Annotated in this window: 15 protein-coding genes and 1 pseudogene; 9 read left to right on the top strand and 7 right to left on the bottom strand. The window is 43.2% G+C overall.

Annotated elements, in window-relative coordinates:
* Positions 1-44: 44 nt before the first annotated feature.
* From FTU42_RS01980 to FTU42_RS01970, 3 genes and pseudogenes are all read right to left on the bottom strand, one after another.
* Entirely contained in the window at positions 45-869 is an 825-nt protein-coding gene (locus tag FTU42_RS01980; protein ID WP_180082956.1) for a hypothetical protein, read from the bottom strand.
* A 107-nt stretch (positions 870-976) separates the two neighbouring features.
* Positions 977-2,569, bottom strand: coding sequence for a peptide chain release factor 3 (locus tag FTU42_RS01975; RefSeq protein ID WP_005095608.1), 1,593 nt, complete (start codon positions 2,567-2,569; stop codon positions 977-979).
* A gap of 299 nt (positions 2,570-2,868) precedes the next feature.
* Positions 2,869-4,257 (bottom strand): annotated as a pseudogene (locus FTU42_RS01970) (putative bifunctional diguanylate cyclase/phosphodiesterase); the annotation flags it as partial.
* Positions 4,258-4,553: 296 nt separating this feature from the next.
* Here FTU42_RS01970 and FTU42_RS01965 point away from each other — a divergent pair.
* The 3 genes from FTU42_RS01965 to FTU42_RS01955 are packed head-to-tail and all read left to right on the top strand — an operon-like array spanning position 4,554 to position 7,181.
* Entirely contained in the window at positions 4,554-5,195 is a 642-nt protein-coding gene (locus FTU42_RS01965; RefSeq protein ID WP_160242677.1) for a hypothetical protein, read from the top strand.
* Positions 5,195-5,794, top strand: coding sequence for an IS607 family transposase (locus FTU42_RS01960; protein ID WP_004280831.1), 600 nt, complete (start codon positions 5,195-5,197; stop codon positions 5,792-5,794). The genes FTU42_RS01965 and FTU42_RS01960 overlap by 1 nt, the downstream gene beginning before the upstream one ends.
* 4 nt (positions 5,795-5,798) lie before the next feature.
* Positions 5,799-7,181, top strand: a complete 1,383-nt coding sequence (locus tag FTU42_RS01955; protein ID WP_039902357.1) for an IS200/IS605 family element transposase accessory protein TnpB — start codon at positions 5,799-5,801, stop codon at positions 7,179-7,181.
* Here FTU42_RS01955 and FTU42_RS01950 read toward each other — a convergent pair.
* Together FTU42_RS01950 and FTU42_RS01945 are read right to left on the bottom strand one after the other, a co-directional pair.
* A complete protein-coding gene (locus FTU42_RS01950) occupies positions 7,172-7,444 on the bottom strand; it encodes an MHYT domain-containing protein (RefSeq protein ID WP_257225541.1) in 273 nt (90 codons plus the stop codon). The genes FTU42_RS01955 and FTU42_RS01950 overlap by 10 nt on opposite strands.
* 447 nt (positions 7,445-7,891) lie before the next feature.
* Positions 7,892-10,078, bottom strand: coding sequence for a carboxy terminal-processing peptidase (locus tag FTU42_RS01945; RefSeq protein WP_180082955.1), 2,187 nt, complete (start codon positions 10,076-10,078; stop codon positions 7,892-7,894).
* A 199-nt stretch (positions 10,079-10,277) separates the two neighbouring features.
* On the opposite strand from FTU42_RS01945, the gene nagZ reads away from it, so the two are divergent.
* A complete protein-coding gene (gene nagZ, locus FTU42_RS01940) occupies positions 10,278-11,300 on the top strand; it encodes a beta-N-acetylhexosaminidase (protein ID WP_180082954.1) in 1,023 nt (340 codons plus the stop codon).
* A 121-nt stretch (positions 11,301-11,421) separates the two neighbouring features.
* The gene (locus FTU42_RS01935) at positions 11,422-12,288 is read left to right on the top strand and encodes a class I SAM-dependent methyltransferase (RefSeq protein WP_005172745.1); all 867 of its coding nucleotides are present in this window, start codon (positions 11,422-11,424) and stop codon (positions 12,286-12,288) included.
* A gap of 24 nt (positions 12,289-12,312) precedes the next feature.
* Here FTU42_RS01935 and FTU42_RS01930 read toward each other — a convergent pair whose 3' ends face one another.
* Positions 12,313-13,650: an alpha/beta fold hydrolase gene (locus FTU42_RS01930; RefSeq protein WP_005172747.1), complete on the bottom strand. Its 1,338-nt coding sequence runs from the start codon at positions 13,648-13,650 to the stop codon at positions 12,313-12,315.
* 322 nt (positions 13,651-13,972) lie between these two features.
* On the opposite strand from FTU42_RS01930, the gene FTU42_RS01925 reads away from it, so the two are divergent.
* The 4 genes from FTU42_RS01925 (at position 13,973) to FTU42_RS01910 (ending at position 19,469) form a co-directional block, all read left to right on the top strand.
* Positions 13,973-15,238 carry a glutamate-5-semialdehyde dehydrogenase gene (locus FTU42_RS01925; protein WP_180082953.1) on the top strand — a complete coding sequence of 422 codons (1,266 nt, stop codon included), beginning with the start codon at positions 13,973-13,975 and terminating at the stop codon, positions 15,236-15,238.
* Positions 15,239-15,687: 449 nt separating this feature from the next.
* The gene (locus FTU42_RS01920) at positions 15,688-16,908 is read left to right on the top strand and encodes an acetate kinase (protein ID WP_180082952.1); all 1,221 of its coding nucleotides are present in this window, start codon (positions 15,688-15,690) and stop codon (positions 16,906-16,908) included.
* Positions 16,909-16,962: 54 nt separating this feature from the next.
* Positions 16,963-19,101 carry a phosphate acetyltransferase gene (gene pta / locus FTU42_RS01915; protein WP_100357532.1) on the top strand — a complete coding sequence of 713 codons (2,139 nt, stop codon included), beginning with the start codon at positions 16,963-16,965 and terminating at the stop codon, positions 19,099-19,101.
* A 227-nt stretch (positions 19,102-19,328) separates the two neighbouring features.
* Positions 19,329-19,469: a hypothetical protein gene (locus tag FTU42_RS01910; RefSeq protein WP_159138498.1), complete on the top strand. Its 141-nt coding sequence runs from the start codon at positions 19,329-19,331 to the stop codon at positions 19,467-19,469.
* A gap of 426 nt (positions 19,470-19,895) precedes the next feature.
* On the opposite strand, the gene FTU42_RS01905 is transcribed toward FTU42_RS01910, so the two are convergent.
* Positions 19,896-20,135, bottom strand: coding sequence for a DUF2171 domain-containing protein (locus tag FTU42_RS01905; RefSeq protein WP_180082951.1), 240 nt, complete (start codon positions 20,133-20,135; stop codon positions 19,896-19,898).
* Positions 20,136-20,328: the final 193 nt, after the last annotated feature.

Genomic DNA, 20,328 nt, shown 5'->3' with positions numbered 1-20,328 from the left:
ACCCTTTTCAAAACGTGTAATTAATCCTGAGAGGATTACGACCTTTAGAACATATTCCGATAGACTTCGGCTTTCAAGACCTGTTGTGTTTGTTCTTTTGTTAAATAGATATCCAGTTGTTTGGCATCTTTGCTAATGTCATGACTACGATAATGCAGACCAATCCCTTCCTGATCGAAGAACCACTCAGCCTGCCCCCAATACAGTTTTTTCGGTGCTTGCTGCTGAACCTCGTGATTATTGTCTTTTAACCATTTTTCATAAGCGGTTTGAATGATCTGATCCATTAACAACTGTTGTTTGGGATCGATAATATCCAGTGGGGTCAGCATTTTTTGCTGTTGACGATCGACTACAAAAAAATAATAGCGCTCATACACACTGATATTTTCCTGTTTACTATCAATACCAATTTGCAGCAAGACATATTGATTACGCTGATAGGGAATGCGGGTATACAGCGATAATTCATAAGCCTGATTGAGCTGGAGTTGAGCCTGCCAGGCATCCGATTTTTTCACATAGGCATTCATTGCCTGTTGTAAACTCATATCCTGTTTTAAGCCAATTTGATCCTGAATTACCTTGGCCTGCTGTTTTTCGATCCAGTGATTCATCCAGGGATCAGCCGTATATAAAGTCTGGATATCGACATTGATACAGTTTTTGATTTCACAAAATGGCAAGGCGATCTTGGCCGGTTGTTCTTGAATATTCAGGTAAGGTAAAATACTGGCACTTTGCTTAACTGGGGTTGTTTTTCCATTCGGCTGGTCAAGTTCCGGTTCTTTTTCGCTTTTATCACAGCCACTCAGGACAAGACTTAAACCAATGACAGCACCGAGGGCGGCTTCCTTGCTGAACTTCATTTTTAAACAATCTATCAGGTTATGAATAGTTTAAATGTAACATAAAACAAAACAGCTTCCGGAGAAGCTGTTTGATATTTTTAGACGATATTTGAATACCTGAAAGTTTAGTGTTCGCGCGTATTATGGAACACGATGTCCGGATAACGTTCTTGCATGAGCTGTAAATTCACTCGGCTTGGCGCAAGATAAGTCAAGTGACCACCGCCATCGACTGACAACTGGTCGTGGGCTTTTTTCTTAAATTCGTTAAATTTTTTCTCGTCATCACAAGACACCCAACGAACAGTATTGATGTTCACGGGTTCGTAAACACAGTCAACTTTATATTCTTCTTTCAAACGATACGCCACCACTTCAAACTGAAGTACGCCCACTGCACCCACGATCAGGTCATTATTATGCTGTGGCATAAATACCTGTGTTGCACCTTCTTCAGACAACTCTTTCAGGCCCTTTTGCAACTGTTTCGATTTCAAAGGATCTTTTAAGCGTACACGACGGAACATTTCCGGTGCAAAGTGCGGAATACCTGTGAACTGTAGCTTTTCACCTGAAGTAAAGGTATCACCAATCTGAATGGTGCCGTGGTTATGCAGTCCGATAATATCGCCCGGCCACGCTTCTTCCAGATGCTGGCGGTCACCGGCCAGGAAGGTTAAGGCATCACTAATCCGCACATCTTTATCCAGACGTACATGCTTCATTTTCAGGCCTTTTTCATATTTACCTGAACAAATTCGCATGAATGCAATACGGTCACGATGTTTCGGGTCCATATTGGCCTGAATTTTAAAGACAAAACCGCTAAAGCCTTCTTCATCAGCTTCGACAACACGAGCCTGAGTAGGATGGGCCTTCGGCGGCGGTGCATATTGACTGAAGGCATCCAGCACATGGTCAACCCCAAAGTTACCTAAGGCTGTACCGAACAATACCGGCGTTTGACGGCCTGCCAGAAATTCTTCACGATCCAATGGCTCATTGGCCATTTGCACCAGTTCAAGTGATTCTTCAAATGCAGCCCACGCCAGCTCACCAACTTTCTCACGAAGATCCGGATAGTCATAACCATCACGTATTTCGATTGTAGGAATGGTTGAACCAAAACCGGTTTTGTAAATGTAGAATTTTTCTTCGATTAAATTAAATACACCGGCAAAATCACGCCCCGTACCCAATGGCCAGGTGATCGGAACACATTTAATTTTCAGAACGTTTTCGATTTCATCCAGAAGCTCGAGTGGCTCACGGATTTCACGGTCCATTTTGTTAACAAAAGAAATAATCGGTGTATCGCGCATACGACACACGTCCATCAATTTAATGGTCCGGTCTTCTACCCCTTTTGCACCATCAATCACCATTAATGCCGAGTCAACGGCGGTTAAGGTACGATAGGTATCTTCCGAGAAATCTTCATGTCCCGGGGTATCGAGCAGGTTGATCATCTTGTCTTTGAACGGGAACTGCATCACCGAGGTCGTGATCGAGATGCCACGTTCTTTTTCCATTTCCATCCAGTCTGATGTAGCGGCCCGGTCAGACTTACGGCTTTTCACCATACCTGCAACCTGAATCGCCTGCCCCCATAACAGCAGCTTTTCTGTCATGGTGGTTTTACCGGCATCGGGGTGGGAAATAATGGCGAATGTACGTCGCTGAGCGACCTGCGCCGCTAACTCATCTTTAAAACTCATGGAAAATACCTACTGCAGAACCGCAGTGCTCAAGATCAAAAACGATCAATATGAAAATTGGCGATATTGTAGCAGATTTCTAAAGCCAATAAGTATGCCCACGGCTGAAGGAAATGACAGTATTTATAAGATCTACACTTGCTGACTGCTGGATTTTTCAGCCCAGATTGAGTCGGAAACAATACGGTTATGAAGCTTAAATATGGGAGTTTGTGTCATTCAACTGGCCTGCTGAATAATGCTAAATATAGGTTCACCGTACTCTTTAGTACCGTATTAGTAGCGTATAAAAATTCAAATTAAGACAGAAAACCCTGTGTTTCCAATGACTCGACTGGCATCGGCTTTGCCAGCAAATAACCTTGTAATTGCTGACAACCGAGTCGAGTCAAAATATCTGCTTGCAGCGTGGTTTCTACGCCTTCAGCGGTCACTTTTAAACCCAGTTTAATCGCCAGCCGAATAATACTTTCCAGAATCATTTCTTCTTTAGAGCCGACGCTAAGATCCTGAATAAACTCTTTATCAATTTTCAGTTCATCCACGGGCAGATTTTTTAGATATAAGAAGCTGGAATGTCCGGTTCCAAAATCATCAATCGCCAGCTGGATGCCGATATTACGTAATTGTTCAAGGGTACGAATACTGGCATCGATATAATGCATGGCGGTCGATTCAGTAATCTCGATCATCAAGTGCTGCGGATTGATCTTATAGCGTTTAAACAGGTTTTGCAGATTAGCTAATAGATGCTTATGCTCAAACTGCACCGCAGACAAATTCACGGCAATCGGGAAAAAGTCAGTATTATTTTTTTCCCAGAGTTGGATCTGTTTGCAAGCCTGCTCCAGTGCCCAATAGCCCATCTGAATAATAAGCCCGGTTTTCTCAGCGCCATGAATAAACATATTGGGACCCAGTAACCCATGTAATGGATGCTGCCAGCGAATCAGGGCTTCTACCCCACAAATTTTTCGTTCACCGGTAAATTTAGGCTGATAAAACAGTACAAATTGCTGATCTTCAACTGCTTTATACAGATCATTAATCAGCTTGCTCTGGCTCTTGGATTCATGCTGATCAGAAGAAAAATTAAAGACTGAATAGGTATTGCGGCCCTGATATTTAGAACTGAGCATTGCAGCATCGGCATTCACCAGTAAATCTTGCAGATTCTTGCCATGCTCCGGATACATCGCGATTCCGATACTGCCCGAAATATTAATGGTTTTGCCATCAATCAGGAAGCTGTCCTGAATCAGATTTAGAATCTGCTCTGACATTTCTGAAGCTTTGCTGACGGACGTATTTTCCAGCACCATCAGGAACTCATCGCCGCCAATTCTGAGCAGCTTGGAACGGTCACCCCATAACTGATGAATACGCGCAGTCAGTTGAATCAGCAACTGGTCTCCGACCTGATGACCAAACACATCATTCACCGCCTTAAAACGATCCAGATCAATATATAAAAAGGCAATTTCCTGCTGATGTTGTTGCTTGGAAAACAAGATATCTGCGTATTCAGCCAGGTATAAACGGTTGGGTAATTTGGTGAGATTATCCTGGATATTTTGATTTTCGAGCTCTTTATTGGCCCATCGCAGTTGGCGATTCCGAGATGCCAGGCGCAATTCCGAGAGAACCAGACGAATCATGGCAATCAGTAACAGAGCACTGATTAACACAACCGCGAACAACAGATCATAAGTCGCATGTGAAGATTCTGTGATTGGCGTAATCTCTGTTCTCTCAAAGTTGGCCCTAAGACTACTTGTATAGTGCATGGCTGAGACCCCGAGACTCATCACCACGATCGCGAGAGCCACTCGGGAAAATGACCAGATGCTTTGGATCATTAACCAGAGGGTAAAAATAGAAGCCGTAAAGACACTCAAATAAGAGTGATTGATAGTAAATAATTATATTGACAAATATAGTCAAACATATACAATTTAGGTATTAAATTTTAAAAAAACTTGCAATGAAATACTTGACTGAAAGCTTAAAGAAAGTAGAGCAAGACCTTGCTTATTTTGTATCCCCTGAAAATAAAGATGGGTTTATTAAGGAATTTGCATCATGGGTCTATGGTGAGTGGTCAAAGAATGATTTCTATGAAACCGATATTGTAGATTTAGGCTATGATTGTTCTTCGTACCCTGAAAAAACGAATCAATCACTCTCCGATAAATGCCCCACCTATGCTGATTTTATTAATGCAAATACAGGCTTTTCTGAATGTACTCACGTTTCAGGACAAGGTATGCGCTGTCAAGAATATGAGGAAAAATTATTAGAGATTTTTGGTGATGCTTGCGCTAAAAAACTAGATGATTTAGTAGAGCTATATCAACTAGAAGTGCCTGAAAAATACAAAAAATTTGCAGAAAATATTAGTGAACTAATTTTCCTTGAAGTTGTTGATCATCATGAGGATTCAGAACTTTATGAGGTTTGTGACGATATTTTATTAAAATATAATCAGCTAGGAGTCGCATCATCCCCTTATACATGCCCTATCTGTGGATGGGATGAAGACAATGATCTAGCCATATATTGTGATGAATCCATATTTAAAGACTATACACTTGAGGATTTCAAGAAGTTAGCGGAGATTGATTAATGTATTCTCCTGCTAAATTCGGTGAAATGATTGGGAAGTCGGTTAAAACTCTACAAAGATGGGATGCCGAAGGTATTTTGGTTGCATGTCGAAATCCTAAAAATCGCAGATACTACACGCACGATCAATACCTTGAATATATCGGTATAAAAGCAACGGAAGCTAAATCGTCAGTAATTGTTTATTCAAGGGTATCTAGTGTTGCTCAAAAGCCCGATTTAGCTAATCAGGTGTCAGCTTTAGAAACTTTTTGTACTGTAAATGGCTATGCTGTTGATGATTGGGTGTCAGAGATTGGAAGTGGTTTGAATTATAAAAGAAAGAAATTCAATCAGCTTTTTCTTGATATTGAAATGGGTAAAGTTTCAATGCTTGTCATCGCTCACAAAGACCGTTTGGTGCGTTTTGGTTTTGAGTGGTTTGAATCTTTTGCTGAAAGACATGGTTGTAAAATTATTATTATGAATCAAGAATCTCTTTCCCCAACGGAAGAAGTAACTCAAGACCTGTTAGCGATTATTCATTGTTTTTCTTCTCGACTTTATGGATTAAGAAAATACAAAGAAAAAGTTAAAGAATTAGTGAATAGTAAGGAATAACTTTTTGAAACTAACACGCATCCATCACTGTAAAAACTTGAATGTGCAAAAGTACAAGCAACTTGAAAAACAAGCTGTTTTACTTGGTCGTGTTCGTAGCGAAGTGTGGGCTAAATATGGTGCTGTTGCAGGTTTAAATATCAGCGACAGAACCATTCGTGATGCGTGGATGAAAGAAAGTCGTGACTTTGGTGTTTCTGCAAATGCGTGGAAAGAAACGCTACGTGATTGCGTAGGTGATATTAAAGCCTATCGAGAAGCATCAAAAGACAAAGTAAAGCAGGCGATCCGAAAACGCACCTCCTGTAATAATGAACAAAAAAGACTATACACCTTGCTTAAAAAAGATGAATGGATGACTGATAATTTCCTCCATCGTCAAATGCGTAATCACTTTAAGCATGGTGTTAATCACACACATAATCAAATTATTGTTCGTGCGGATATGTGTAAAACCTTTGAGCTAAACGGTCAATGTTGGCTTAAAGTGCCAAGTCTAGTCCCTCGACAAACCATTAAAATTCCACTAAACACCACTGTTGATTTTGCGCCACAAGGCACACTTAGAATCATTCTAAAAAACGGTAATGTTGAAGTTCACTCAACTTATGATGCAGTTGAAACACAGGATTGTGGTCAGGAAACCGTAGGTGTTGATAAAGGTTATTCAGAAGCCTTTGTGGATTCTGATGGTGAAGTATATGGCAATGGTTTAGGTAAATTGATCTCAAGTGAATCAGACTACCTAAATCAAAAGTACAAACGTAGAAATAAGCTCAGAGCGATTTCTAAAGCCAAACCGCACAAGAAACAGAAAATTGAGTTAAATAATCTAGGTCGCAAGAAGCTAGATAAAAGGCAAGATGCTCAGAAAGCAAAGCTCAAGACATTGATATTTACAGCAACTCACAAGTTGGTTGATAAAGCCAAAGTGATTGTTGCGGAGGATTTAACCGCACCAATCCAAAGTAAGCGTAGCTATGGTAAAAATACCAATAGACGTTTAAACACATGGGTTAAAGGCTTATTAGCCGATGCCCTAACAGGTATATCTCACCGTAGAGGTTCTACGGTGCATCTAGTCAATTCTGCATACACTTCGCAAAGTGATTCTTTCTTACGTGGGCTTTTAATAGGCACACGCAAGGGAGATCGCTTTCATCGTTTTAATGGGGAAGTTGTGCAAGCTGATTGGAATGCTGCGAGAAACGTGCTTGCAAGATTAAACGACAATGAGATAAGTCGTTATACGCCTTACAAAACTGTAAAGCGTATATTGCAAGAACGGACTGATCGCTATAAGTCGGAACTGACCGACTCAGGCTCTAGTTACACGTTTGGCAACAAGACATTAACAGAGTGCGAATTAGTCCTTGACTATGTTTGACTACATTTTAAGGAACAGAGCAACATCCAGCTGAAATCAAAATGATAGGCATGACTTAAATGAATCGCTGTCATCCCAATGAAATGGATCGACCAGATCAACAGCCCCAGTAATGCGGCCGTTACAAATAGCATGAGTGTTGCAAATTTTCTTCGCAACTCACGCCACCATATTTTTTGAATCGGCATCAAAAAATAGCCAGCGACGAAAGCAAAGAGAGTTGACCCGATGACCAGACTGATATCATGCTGAATAGGGATCATATAAAATGTTCCGTATTGGTCATCATTGTTATTATTCCCCTCACGTGTATTTCTATTTCCACCTGTTCAAGTTTAAAGCCGTCAGAATCGTAAAGTTGACAATCAATGCACATGTGTCGCTGTGCAAAGCCTCTGGTTTTAAATAAAATTAGAATTTATATTTCTTTAATTCAGGGTCGAGAACAGATTCTGAAATCATGATGAGCATCAGCATAAAATATGACTTCTATCTTATGAGTCTTGAAAATTTTAGCAAATGTTTAAATCTATTTTTCCAGTTTATTTATTCGACCACCGTCACAATTTTTTTCTTTTTATTTAGACAGCTAGCAATTCATGTGAAAAATTTATTCTGATTTTTAAATAGCCGGATATCATAAAAAAATAGCCTGTCGAAACAGGCTATTTTTTTAGATCCTTAGATACTTAAATGGACATGCTTAAAAGTTACTGTTTGGCCTGTAACTTGGCATAATCCAGCAACACATGCGCAGCTTCGATCACAAAGGCTTCTTCTTCAGGAAGCGCCGGACGCTCTTTGGCTTTCATTTTGGCACGGGTTTCAATCAGTGCATCCATTGAAGCCTGATAACTTTCCCAGTTTGGATAAGGTTTCAGACCTGTTGCAGCACGACGAGTATTTTCTGCGTCCAGCGTTTTTTGCTCCATGGCAATCAACTCAGCTTTACGCTGTTGTAAGTCCAGTACCTGACGTTTCTCTTCTTCGGCTTTCTTCATCACGGCTTTACGCTGTTCTAAATACTTGAACTGAGAATCCAGTGTGACCCTTTGCTGAGAAAGTTTAGCCAATTCAGGAACGTATTTCTGTACTGCACCTTCACGTTTAAATGGTGCCGTTGGAATGGTATCCCACTGCAAGGCATTTTTAGCCTTACGCTCACCAAACTCTTCGTTATAAATATCGACCAGTTTAATGTCCGGAACGACCCCTTTATTCTGGGTGCTGCCACCGGTCACACGGTAGAATTTACGCTGCGTCAATGTCGCCTGGCCATGCGCCAGACTATCCAATTGTACCTGTGCTGTACCTTTACCGGTGGTGGTACTGCCAATCACAATCCCGCGCTCATAATCCTGAATCGCAGCAGAGTAAATTTCACTGGCCGATGCAGAGGCCAGATTCACCATCACTGCCAGTGGACCTGCATAAGTTTGTGCACCGCCATCATCATCTTCAAAGACGCTGACATTGCCATTGCCATCACGGATCTGCACCACTGGGCCAGACTTGATCACCTGCCCCAACATACGTGCCACTTCTTCCAATGAACCACCTGGGTTATTCCGTAAATCGACAATAATCCCGGCAACATTCTTCGCCGCGAGTTCTTTCAAGGCTTTGTTGGTATCTTCAGATACCGAGCGATAATCCGTACCGGCACGGCGTGCACGATAGTTCAGATAGAACGACGGAATTTCGATCACACCATATTGATATTTTTTACCGTCACGTTGAATGTCGACTACACGTGTACGTACACCAGCATCTTCTTCCTGAATCACGTCACGGGTAATAGTCACATTACGTGCCTGCCCCATGGCAGCACCCGCACCGAGTAAGCGTAAAGTGACTTTCGTGCCACGTTTACCACGAATCAGACCGACAATTTCATTACTTGGCCAGCCAATGACATCAACCATTTGCTCGCCGTCTTGCGCTACACCAATGATACGGTCACCGGATTTCACCTGACCGGATTTGCTGGCCGGACCACCTTCAACGATGGTTTCAATCTTGGTGTAATCTTCATTACCACGTTCCGGACGAATCGATACGCCGACGCCTTCCAGCTGTAAAGTCGTCTGGCGATTCAGCTCCATCGCATCGACAGGCGGGAAGTAATTACTGTGGGGATCATAAGTCAGCATCATCGCGTTCAGTGTCTTGTCGAGCACATCATCACTTTTGACGCGGCTGAGACGTTCCAGTTGACGGGTATAACGCTTGGTCAAGGTTTGCGCAGGCGTTAGATCTTCAGGACCAGTCAGGTCTTGTCCATTGGCCAATTCCGGATTGGCTTTCAGCGCTTTCTGCTTGGCCAATTCCTCTTCTTTACTGATGGTCAGATTGATCAGCTGAGACACCAGCATTTTTGACCAATGCGCGCGCTGTTCAGCCTCAGTTTTAAAGAATGGTGCTTTTTCACGATCCGTTTCGATATAGACATTTGGCTGATTCAGGTTCTGTGGTTTTTTCAGCTCATCCAGCATATAAGTATAGAACTGAGTCAGGCGCTGACGATATTGCGCATGGATTTCATAAGAACCCGACAAATTGCCAGCTTTCAGGTGAGCACCGAAATTGGCCCCATAACGTTTCTTGTAATTTTCAACTTCTGGTGCCAGAAATAAGCTATGTTCCGGATCCAGACTATCGATATAGAAATCGAAAATACGCTGCGAAGTCTGGGCATCCAGACGCATATTCAAATAGTGCTGACGGTCCACCAGCGTCGCCAGTTGACGTGATACCAACGCCTGTTCTTGAGATGGCTGAATGGCTTTGCTGACCACTTCTGCACTATTGGCTGCAATCGCATCATTCACGACATGGGTAAAAAAGAAGCTACCTGTCGCAATCGCAACGGCGCAAGCTATCGTTTGAAATTTCATAAATAATTCGTACTTCCTTGGCCTAGAGACCAATGTGACCGTGTTGCTTTTCGACCAGAATTTAAAGTATTCAGCATCTTAAACAACTTAATATGTTTATGTCGTGTAGTTTTATCATATTCTGTGCTAACAAAGTGTAGCAAATCATTGCAGAAATCAGGTATTGTTTCCCGGAAAAATTCTAAAACGGATTCCGCATATGATTGGCGCATTGATGCTCGACATCGCAGGCACAACCCTGACTCAAGAAGATATTGAACTATTCGGTGCGCCGCAAGTCGGTGGAGTCATTTTATTTGGACGTAACATCGAATCTGCGGCTCAAGTCCGTGCCTTAACCGATCACATGCGCCAGATTCGTCCTGATATTTTGATTGCAGTCGATCAGGAAGGTGGACGTGTGCAGCGCTTAAGACAGGGCTTTACCCTGCTCCCTGCGATGGGGAGATTTGGCGAACTGTATGCTCATGATTCGCAGCGTGCTTTAGATTTGGCCGAAAAATGCGGCTGGCTGATGGCGACTGAAGTACTGGCTGTCGGAATTGATTTCAGCTTTGCACCGGTACTGGACCTGAATGACATCAGTGATGTGATTGGTGACCGAAGCTTTGCCAGAAATATTTCAGATATTATTCCACTGGCCAGCGCATTTTTAAAAGGGATGAAACGTGCAGGAATGGCGTCAACTGGGAAACATTTCCCGGGTCATGGTTCAGTCAAAGCGGATTCACATGTTGCCGCAGCCATTGATATGCGCAGCTATGAAGACATTCAGCAAAAAGACATGCAGACCTTTATCCAGTTACAGCCGCAACTCGATGCTTTAATGCCAGCGCATGTGATTTATAGTCAGGTAGATCCCAATCCGGCCGGATTCTCGGAATTCTGGATTCAGAAAGTCTTGCGTCAGCAACTCGGTTTTGACGGCGTTCTGTTCTCGGATGATTTAAGCATGCAGGCCGCCTGTGTGGCAGGCGGTGCCGATGCCCGAATTCAGGCCGCACTGAAAGCCGGGTGTGATATGGGTCTGGTCTGTAATGATCGTGCAGCACAATGTATTGCACTGGAAGGCATTGCCGACCTGCCGTTGCCAAATCAGGAACGTTTAGAACGTATGCGCGGTCAAATTCCAGCGATTCAAATTGGCACTGAACTGGATCTGGGTGATGAATGGCGCAAGATTCGTGATGAAATACTGGTATTCAAGCAGCAGACTAGCTGAAACTTTTTAAATCCAATCAATATGATAAAGGAACACGACAAAGTGTTCCTTTTTTATTATGATGTTAAAAAGGCGCTACTTCTGTAGCACCCAACTAAAATAACAATAAGGTCAGAACCCTATGCCAAAATCACTTTCGCAGCATCGCCATATTTCTTTTACAGCACATTATACCGGCTATATCTGGTATCAAATGGGGATCTCACATCCGGTTTTTGCCACGACTAAAGGCAAGTTTCTGGCCACACTGCTACATCCACTCGAAGTATGGGCAGAACGCTCTGTGGGTGGCAGTATGCGTACCACACTCAAGCAGCGCCATCAGATGATTGATGAACATCTGTGTCAGTTGATCGAGCAACATCCACAACTTCAGATTCTTGAAATTGCCTGCGGTTTGTCTCCACGTAGCTGGAATTTCAGACAAAAATTTCCCGAGATTGATTATCGCGAACTGGATCTTCCCGACATGGCCAGAATCAAGACCCAAGCCTTGCAGCAGATTGATCAGCAGGCTCCCGAAGTGCTCACTGCAGATATTTTTAGTGAAGAGTTGGACTGTATCTTTCAGATGTTTGATCCCGACCAACCTTTGGTGGTAATTAATGAGGGGCTGATTAATTACTTTGATCAACGCATGTTGCGTATTCTGTTGCAAGGTATTGCAGAGAATGCACGACATTTTCCAGCCTTGCATTACCTTAGCGACATTTACCCGGAACCCGTCAAAAATAAATTGGCGAATTTTATTTGGAGCTGTAGCCGTCTGCTTAAATTCATGTCACGCAGTGCATTTACCTTTCATTTTAAAACCCCCCAAGAATTACAGCACTTTTTTCAAGATGCCGGTTTCAATCAGGTTGAGGTACAACAACCGCAACGTTATTTTGCCGAGCCTCGTCAGCAAAATCTGACACCGGAGCAGGATGAACATCTCGGTGATCTGGTCTGGATGATTCATGCAGTGAAAAAAAACAGCGTTAAATGACGCTGTTTTTTTATTAAGCCCCGATTAAATCACTGCATCGAAAGCGTCTTCTTGCTGAAGGATTTTCTGTTGTTGCACAAAAGCCAATAAACGTTCTGCCACTTCAAAACTGCCATGTTTAAACAGGGCCCGCACTTGAGTCTCATCCTGTTCAAAGATCAGACATTCGATCTTGAACTCGCCGTTTTCATCTTCCAGATGCAAGGCCAGATCACGCGGATAAGCTGCGGCACACTCTGTCTGTCCTGCGTCTAACTCCAGCAATACTCCAAAGAAATTCATGTCGATAATTTCTACATTCAACAGCAGATCCGAATGACGATGACTCAAATAACGTTGTGGCTGTTGCACACAAATCCGTTCTTCACCGCGCCGTTCAATCTGCTGCATCTGTTCACGGCTAAACGGAATAATTCCCGGCAACTGCTCGACTGCTTCATCACGCAAGAAGGTGGCAAACAGATGCATAGTTTCTTTCCTGCGCTGCAACTGAGGCACATGGTCAGCACCGGCAATTTGTACATACTGCATATTTGGACATTGCAGGGCAAAATTGGCATTCTCATGTGGCAAGGTAAAACTGTCATATTGACCACAGGCCACCAGAACCTTGCACTGTGGAATCGGCACGTGGGTCAGACGCAATAGACGGTTGCAGTTAATATCATAACGCTCTTGTTCGGTCACCGTGAATTCTGACATCTGCTTGAAGAATAAGCGCTTTGCTGTTGGTGACATGCGGGTTTCTTTGAGACGGGCATGATTGACCAGATATAAAATGACCGCCTGACCAAATTCATCCATGCGCTGTTCTTTCATCAGATGCAAGGATTCTTCCAATAGCATGCGCCAGCTTTTGCGGGTTTTCTGCATTACGCCCATCAGGATCATCCGATCCACCAGTTCAGGGCGCTGGTCTGCCAGACAGGAGGCGACTACTGAGCCTAAGGACATGCCTAAAATTGAAACTTGAGGAAGTTGCATCTGCTCCAGCCATTGCCCCAGCATGGCAGCAAGGTCTTCAAGCTCCAGAGTTCCAGCCGACAGACCAGTATCCACATTGCTAATCTGCTGGTTGGCTCCCATCGAAGGCAAGTCAATCAGAATGATCGGGCCGGCAGCGAAGAGCTGTTCGACACAATATTTATAGGAATTAAAATTCTGGAAGGCGCCCCCAATGATCACCATCGGCCTGAGATGCAAGGTATCCGGACGGGCAATCGCCATATATTCGATTTTCCAGCCATCCATCCAGGTGCTTCGTGCTGGCTGCTTAAAACTGTGCTTATCATAAAGATCAAAAAAACCATAATGGCTTTGCGAATCCAATACATGGGCATCCATGTGGATAATGGAATTCATTTTCCTTTTCCTCCGTCCTTGCCTTATTTTTATTGTGCAAGTCATGATTAACAGATCTTATGCTTCAGACACATTCCGATGAGCCTGAACACGCATCCTGCTCTTTAATAATTATATATGACTTCAATGTCGCTTATTTCATTCTATACAGAGCGGCTTTTCACAAGCAACCGCTTCAGCGACCACTTATCTGCTTTTAAACAGAAAACAATTTCAAAATGTTTAGAAGTCCGCGAAAACGGATGATTTTTAACAGATGGGCTTCATTGTCCGGCAGCAGACTGTTAATATCGAAGTGAAATTTCTAAGTGATCAAAGCGCTATGCAAGAGTCTATTGAACAATATATGCAAACGGTAGGACAGCAGGCACGCCAGGCTTCTCGCATTTTGGCTCGTGCGTCCACCCAAACCAAAAACAACGCACTATCGGCTATTTATACGGCTTTGGAAAATAGCCAGCCAGCTATTTTGGCTGCCAACCAGAAAGATATGACCAAAGCGCATAATAACAATCTGGACAGTGCCCTGCTTGATCGCTTAGAACTCAACCCCGCACGCTTTAAAGATATGTTAGAAGGTCTGAAAGATGTGATTGGCCTGAAAGATCCGATTGGTGAAATTAGCGATATGGCTTATCGCCCATCTGGCATTCAACTGGGCAAGATGCGTGTACCTTTGGGTGTGGTTGGCATGATTTATGAATCACGTCCCAACGTAACCCTGGAAGCGGCTTCACTGGCGCTGAAATCAGGCAATGCGATTATTTTACGTGGCGGTTCAGAAGCTCTGGAATCCAATCAGGCGATTGCCGTAGCAATTCAACATGCGCTGAAAATTTCCGGCCTGCCAGAATCAGCAGTACAAGTGATCAATACCGTTGATCGTGCTGCAGTCGGCCAGCTCATTACCATGACCGAATATGTCGATGTGATTGTACCTCGTGGCGGCAAGAGCCTGATCGAGCGCATTACTGAAGAAGCTCGTGTCCCGGTGATCAAACATTTGGATGGTAATTGCCATATCTATGTGGAAGCACAGGCGGATCTGTTAAAAGCCTTACCCATTGCTTTAAATGCCAAAACCCATCGCTATGGCGTGTGTAATGCCATGGAAACTTTGCTAGTCGATGAAAAAGTCGCTGAAGAGTTCTTGCCCCGCATCGCAGAACTTTATCAGGAGAAAAAAGTAGAGCTCCGTGGTTGCAAAGAAACCCAGCGCATTCTTGCTGATGCAGTGATTGCGGCCACTGAAGAAGACTGGTATACCGAATATCTGGGCCCAATTCTGGCCATCAAAGTGGTTTCTGGCATAGAAGAAGCGATTGAACATATTAATCAGTATGGCTCACATCATACCGATTCGATCATTACTGAAAATTACAGTCTGGCACGTGAATTTTTGGCCGGTGTCGATTCGAGTTCGGTGATGATCAATGCCTCGACCCGCTTTGCTGATGGTTTTGAATATGGCTTAGGCGCGGAAATCGGAATTTCAACCGATAAAATTCATGCCCGTGGTCCGGTTGGTCTTGAAGGCCTGACCTCACAAAAATGGATCGTATTTGGTGATGGTCAGATTCGCCAATAACTATTTCAGATGATCACTTTAAAAATCAGCTTTGTTCGCAAGGCTGATTTTTTATGGATATAAAAATTAAAACCGAAATCGATCAGAACCTTCGGGTCATTTTATTGATGAATCTCTGTATAGAATTGTATGTATAAGTCATATTTGCTGTTTTAGGCACTAAACTGAAAGCAATCTGTTCCAGTACGACATTGAAAATAGAATTTGGCAGCTTTATTGATTATATTTTCAGCATTATTTTATTTATAAATGAAAACTATGAACTGATAAATTTTAGTTATTATTGTCAGCCTGGTCGATAATGCTTAAGTCTAATCTGCTAAAGTCTATCTAGGACAGAAAAAAAACAAATGTTAAAACATCAATATTGATTCAGCTTAGTGCCTTTTTGCTGATCACTGGATCAAGTCAATGGACGAGAATTTTAATTAAAAATCGGGTAATCAATCGTGTCTAAATCAGTATTAGTTATTAATTGTGGCTCTTCTTCAATCAAGTTTGCATTACTTCTTGAGGAACAGAACTTCCGTATTCATGGTTTAGCTGAGAATTTAGGCACAGAGAATGCTCGTATCAAAGGCGTGACTGTCGGTAACGAACCGGTCGATATCCATATTCCTTTTGCCGACCATAAAAAAGCCCTTGAAGTTGGTTTGGAGCGTCTGGCTAACTATCGCCCAGATGCGATTGGTCACCGTGTGGTACATGGTGGCAGCCTGACCAAAGCAGAATTGATCAATGATGAAATTATTGAAAAGATTCGTGAAGCAACGCCGCTTGCGCCATTACACAATCCGGCTCATCTGATTGGCATCGAAGCCACCAAACGTTTATTCCCGGAATTACCACAGGTGGCGGTATTTGATACTGCTTTTCATCAAACCATGCCAGCGCATGCTTATCGTTATGCCCTACCGAAATTCCTATATACCGCCCATGGTGTGCGTCGTTATGGTTTCCACGGCACCAGCCATGCTTATGTTTCAGACCGTGGTTCTGAACTGGCAGGTAGCCTGAAACAAGGCGGCTGGTTAACAGCACATCTCGGTAATGGCAGCTCGACCTGTGCCGTGTGGAATGGGAAAAGTGTAGATACGTCAATGGGCTTAACCCCGCTTGAAGGTATTGTCATGGGAACCCGCAGTGGCGATGTCGACCCAAGCCTGCACAGCTTCCTGGCAAAAAACCTGGGTTGGGATATCTATAAAATTGACAAGATGCTGAATAGCCAGAGCGGTCTGTTAGGTCTGTCTGATTTGTCGAATGACATGCGTACCCTGATTGAAGCATCGGAACAAGGCAATGAAGATGCTGCATTGGCGATTGAAGTATTCTGCTACCGTCTAGCCAAATCTCTGGCAGCACTGAGCTGTGGTCTGCCACGTATTGATGGCTTGTTCTTCACTGGCGGTATTGGCGAAAATTCTGCCTATATCCGTGAAAAAACCATGACTTATCTGCCCCACTTCGGCTTCAACCTGGATAAAAGTGCCAATAATGACCTGAAACGTGGCACTGAAGGCCGTATCGATTCAGGTACAGGTCCACAAATCTGGGTAGTGCCAACAGACGAAGAAGGCCGTATCGCTCAAGAAGTACATAGCGTTGTAGAACTTGAAGTGGAGCAAAAAAACGCAAAAAAGTCTGAAGCTGAGGTAGCGCTTGCATAAGCAAGCAGGGCCACTTTTTAACTGATTTTTATTATTGTGTGACTGACGTAACTTATGAAAACGATTTTATTGGTTCCCACTGGGGAAGGCGTAGGCTTAACTTCTGCATGTTTAGGCCTGATTTATGCACTGGAATGCCAAGGGGTTAAAGCTGGCTTTCTCAAACCTTTTGCTCAGGAATTGAATGAAGTCGAAGACCGTACTACGGCTTTGTATCGTCATATTTCTCAAAGTGAAACTGTTGAACCAATCCGTTATAGCAAAGTCTTGCAGCAGATTAATCTGGGTGAACAGGATGAACTGCTGGAAGAAGCGGTACGTCTGCATCGTCAAATTGCCAGACAGCATGACCTGATCATTGTCGAAGGTCTATTGCCAAATACTCAGGACAGTTTTGCCGATGATCTGAATGCTTCGCTGGCGCAGGCCTTGGATGCCAAAGTGATTGTGGTCAGCAATGCCAATATCCAGCAGCCAGGTCAGACTGCCGATAAAGTTGAAAACCAGATTCGCAACTTTGGTGGCGCCAGTTCAACCCGCCTGTCTGGCATCCTGTTGATGCGAACCAAAGGTCTGCCTGAAGAATCTGCACAGATTCCTGTAACGCTTGATCCGGATCTACGTCTTGCAGAAGAAACCACACAATTTATTCGTGCCATCCAGCAAACCCATCCACATATTGGTTCAGAAAAGTTACCTGTAATTGGACTGGTGCCTTTCAGTAAAACTTTAAGTGTGCCGCGTATATCTGATCTGGCGGCACATATTCAGGCCTACTGGATTAATGAAGGCGAAGCGAAACAGCGCCGTGTCCAGCACAGCAGCCTGATTTCGGCCAATATTGAACATGAATTGCATAAGTTTGTAGCAGGTGAATTGATCATCAGTGCATCTGACCGGATTGATGTGTTATTGGCAAGCAGTCTGGCCAGCAGCAATGGTATTCCTTTGGCTGGCTTGGTGCTAACTGAACATCATCAGCCAAATGATCACGTATTGGAATTTTGCCAGACCGCCATCAAACAAGGTTTACCAATTTTACATACACCGCTTAGCACCTTTGAAACCGCACAAAAACTGACAAATCTCAGCAATGAAATTCCAGTAGATGATACGGAACGTGCAGATCAGGTCACGCGCTTTGTTTCGAGTCACATCAATCCGGAATGGCTCGGTCAGATGTTGAATGGTTCTTATAAGCCACGTCTCTCGCCTTCAGCCTTCCGGCATGAACTGGTACAAAAATCGATTGCGGCCAAAAAACGTATTGTATTACCTGAAGGTGATGAACCACGTACGATACAAGCTGCAGCAATCTGTCAGTCGCGTGGCATTGCACAATGTATTTTATTGGCCAATCCCGAATCTGTTTTAGAAGTGGCAAAAGCTCGTGGTATCGAATTGCCTGAAGATCTGGAAATTCTGGATCCGGATCTGATTCGTGATAACTATATCGACAAGATGGTCGAGCTACGTAAAGGCAAACTCAACGAACTGCAAGCGCGTGAACAGCTGCAAGACACTGTGGTGCTCGGCACCATGATGCTGGCGCTGGATCAGGTTGATGGTCTGGTCTCTGGCGCGGTACATACCACGGCCAATACCGTACGTCCTGCCTTTCAGCTGATCAAGACTGCACCGGATTATTCATTGGTTTCTTCTGTGTTCTTTATGCTGCTGCCAGATGAAGTCTATGTTTATGGCGACTGTGCGATTAATCCTGATCCAGATGCAGAGCAGCTGGCCGAGATTGCGATTCAATCAGCAGATTCTGCCAAAGCCTTTGGCATTGACCCGCGGATTGCCATGATTTCTTACTCTACCGGAACTTCAGGTATGGGTGCCGATGTCGAGAAAGTGGCTGAAGCAACACGAATTGCCAAAGAACGTCGTCCTGACCTGCTAATTGATGGGCCATTACAATATGATGCTGCCTCGGTTGAAAGTGTTGGCCGTCAAAAAGCACCAGATTCACAAGTGGCCGGACGTGCCAATGTCTTTATTTTCCCGGATTTAAATACGGGTAATACGACTTATAAAGCTGTGCAACGTGCTGCCAATGTAGTCAGTGTCGGGCCAATGTTGCAAGGTTTGAACAAACCGGTGAACGACCTGTCTCGTGGTGCTTTGGTCGATGATATTGTATTTACCATCGCCTTAACCGCGATTCAGGCAGAACAGCAGGCTCAATAAATTTAATAGCTCCGCACTCACCACCCTCTCGCAAGATGGGGTGGTTTTTTTAATCATTTTTGTTCTAAAGTCGGACATTCTATAATCTGTCGATTACTTTTCTAAAAATAAAAAATGCTCTCAAAGAGCATCACATCAACACTGATCTTAAATGGAACCGCATCTACTTACACTTACTGAAAGTTGAAAATCTACTCACATTTTTAGCGCTCACGCAAATCGATGAAATGCGTTATATGACCGGCTTGAAATGGCATTTTACACTTGAAGATATGCAGGCACATAGTCAGCGCTGTTTGGCTGATCCAACCCGTTATGACTTTGCGATTTGTTTAAACCATCATGATGAAATGATCGGTAAACTTTGAATTCTAGAAATCAATCTTGTGCTCAACATGCTGAATTTTGTATTGCAATCTCAACAATCACTTGGACAGCTCAAGGCTGTGGCAGTGAAGCGCTCAAGTTGGTCAAAGAGTTTTTCTTTAAGCCATTACAACTCAAAAGTCTTTGGACATAATTGAGGTGGAAGTCGTGCCTAGGAAAAATGTGGTTTTCAAACGCTAAAAATCATACAAAATGGTTTTGAATATGAAGGGAAATTTTCAGATAAAATCATCATACAGGCTCAAAATCCATTTCTGGCAGAATGCAAAACCAAATAAAAAAGAATCAACTACGCATAATAAATGCCAGTCTTTCGAACTGGCATTTTCAACGATTACTAATAAAGTCTGTGACATAAAAAATTAAGCTGAGACAGCCCTGCTTTTCAGTCCATTGACTTTAATTTTTTATAAGGTGATCCACTCTTTACGCACATCTTCTGCTGTTTTATTGAGCACTACACTATCGTCTTTGATTTCGCTTACCCAACTCAAGGGAATCAGATGATGCTCATTATTTTCATCATCACTTCTTGTTAATTTAATTGAATCCTGACCTTCTAAATGGTCTACCTTCCCGACTTGAGTACCACATGAAGCAATGACTGAAGCATGTTCTTTAATATCACTTGCATTAAAATTGTTCATTCTACTTGCCTGTTTCTAGAAGTTGAGAGAAACAGTCTAAGCAATAAAAAACGCCACATGTGTAAGGGTTTTCAGGCTTTGGGTTTTGAAGGGTTAAGAATGTAAACGCTTAGCACGATTTAACCCACTACATAACAAAAATGCTTTTTGAAGTTGAGTATTCAGATATTTTTATAGCTTGATGAATTGGATT

Origin of the sequence: Acinetobacter sp. YH12102, assembly GCF_013419125.1 — a bacterium.
Taxonomy (GTDB): Bacteria; Pseudomonadota; Gammaproteobacteria; order Pseudomonadales; family Moraxellaceae; genus Acinetobacter; species Acinetobacter pseudolwoffii.
The sequence above is the reverse complement of the archived record's forward strand: the minus strand, read 5'-3'. Positions and strand labels throughout refer to the sequence as shown.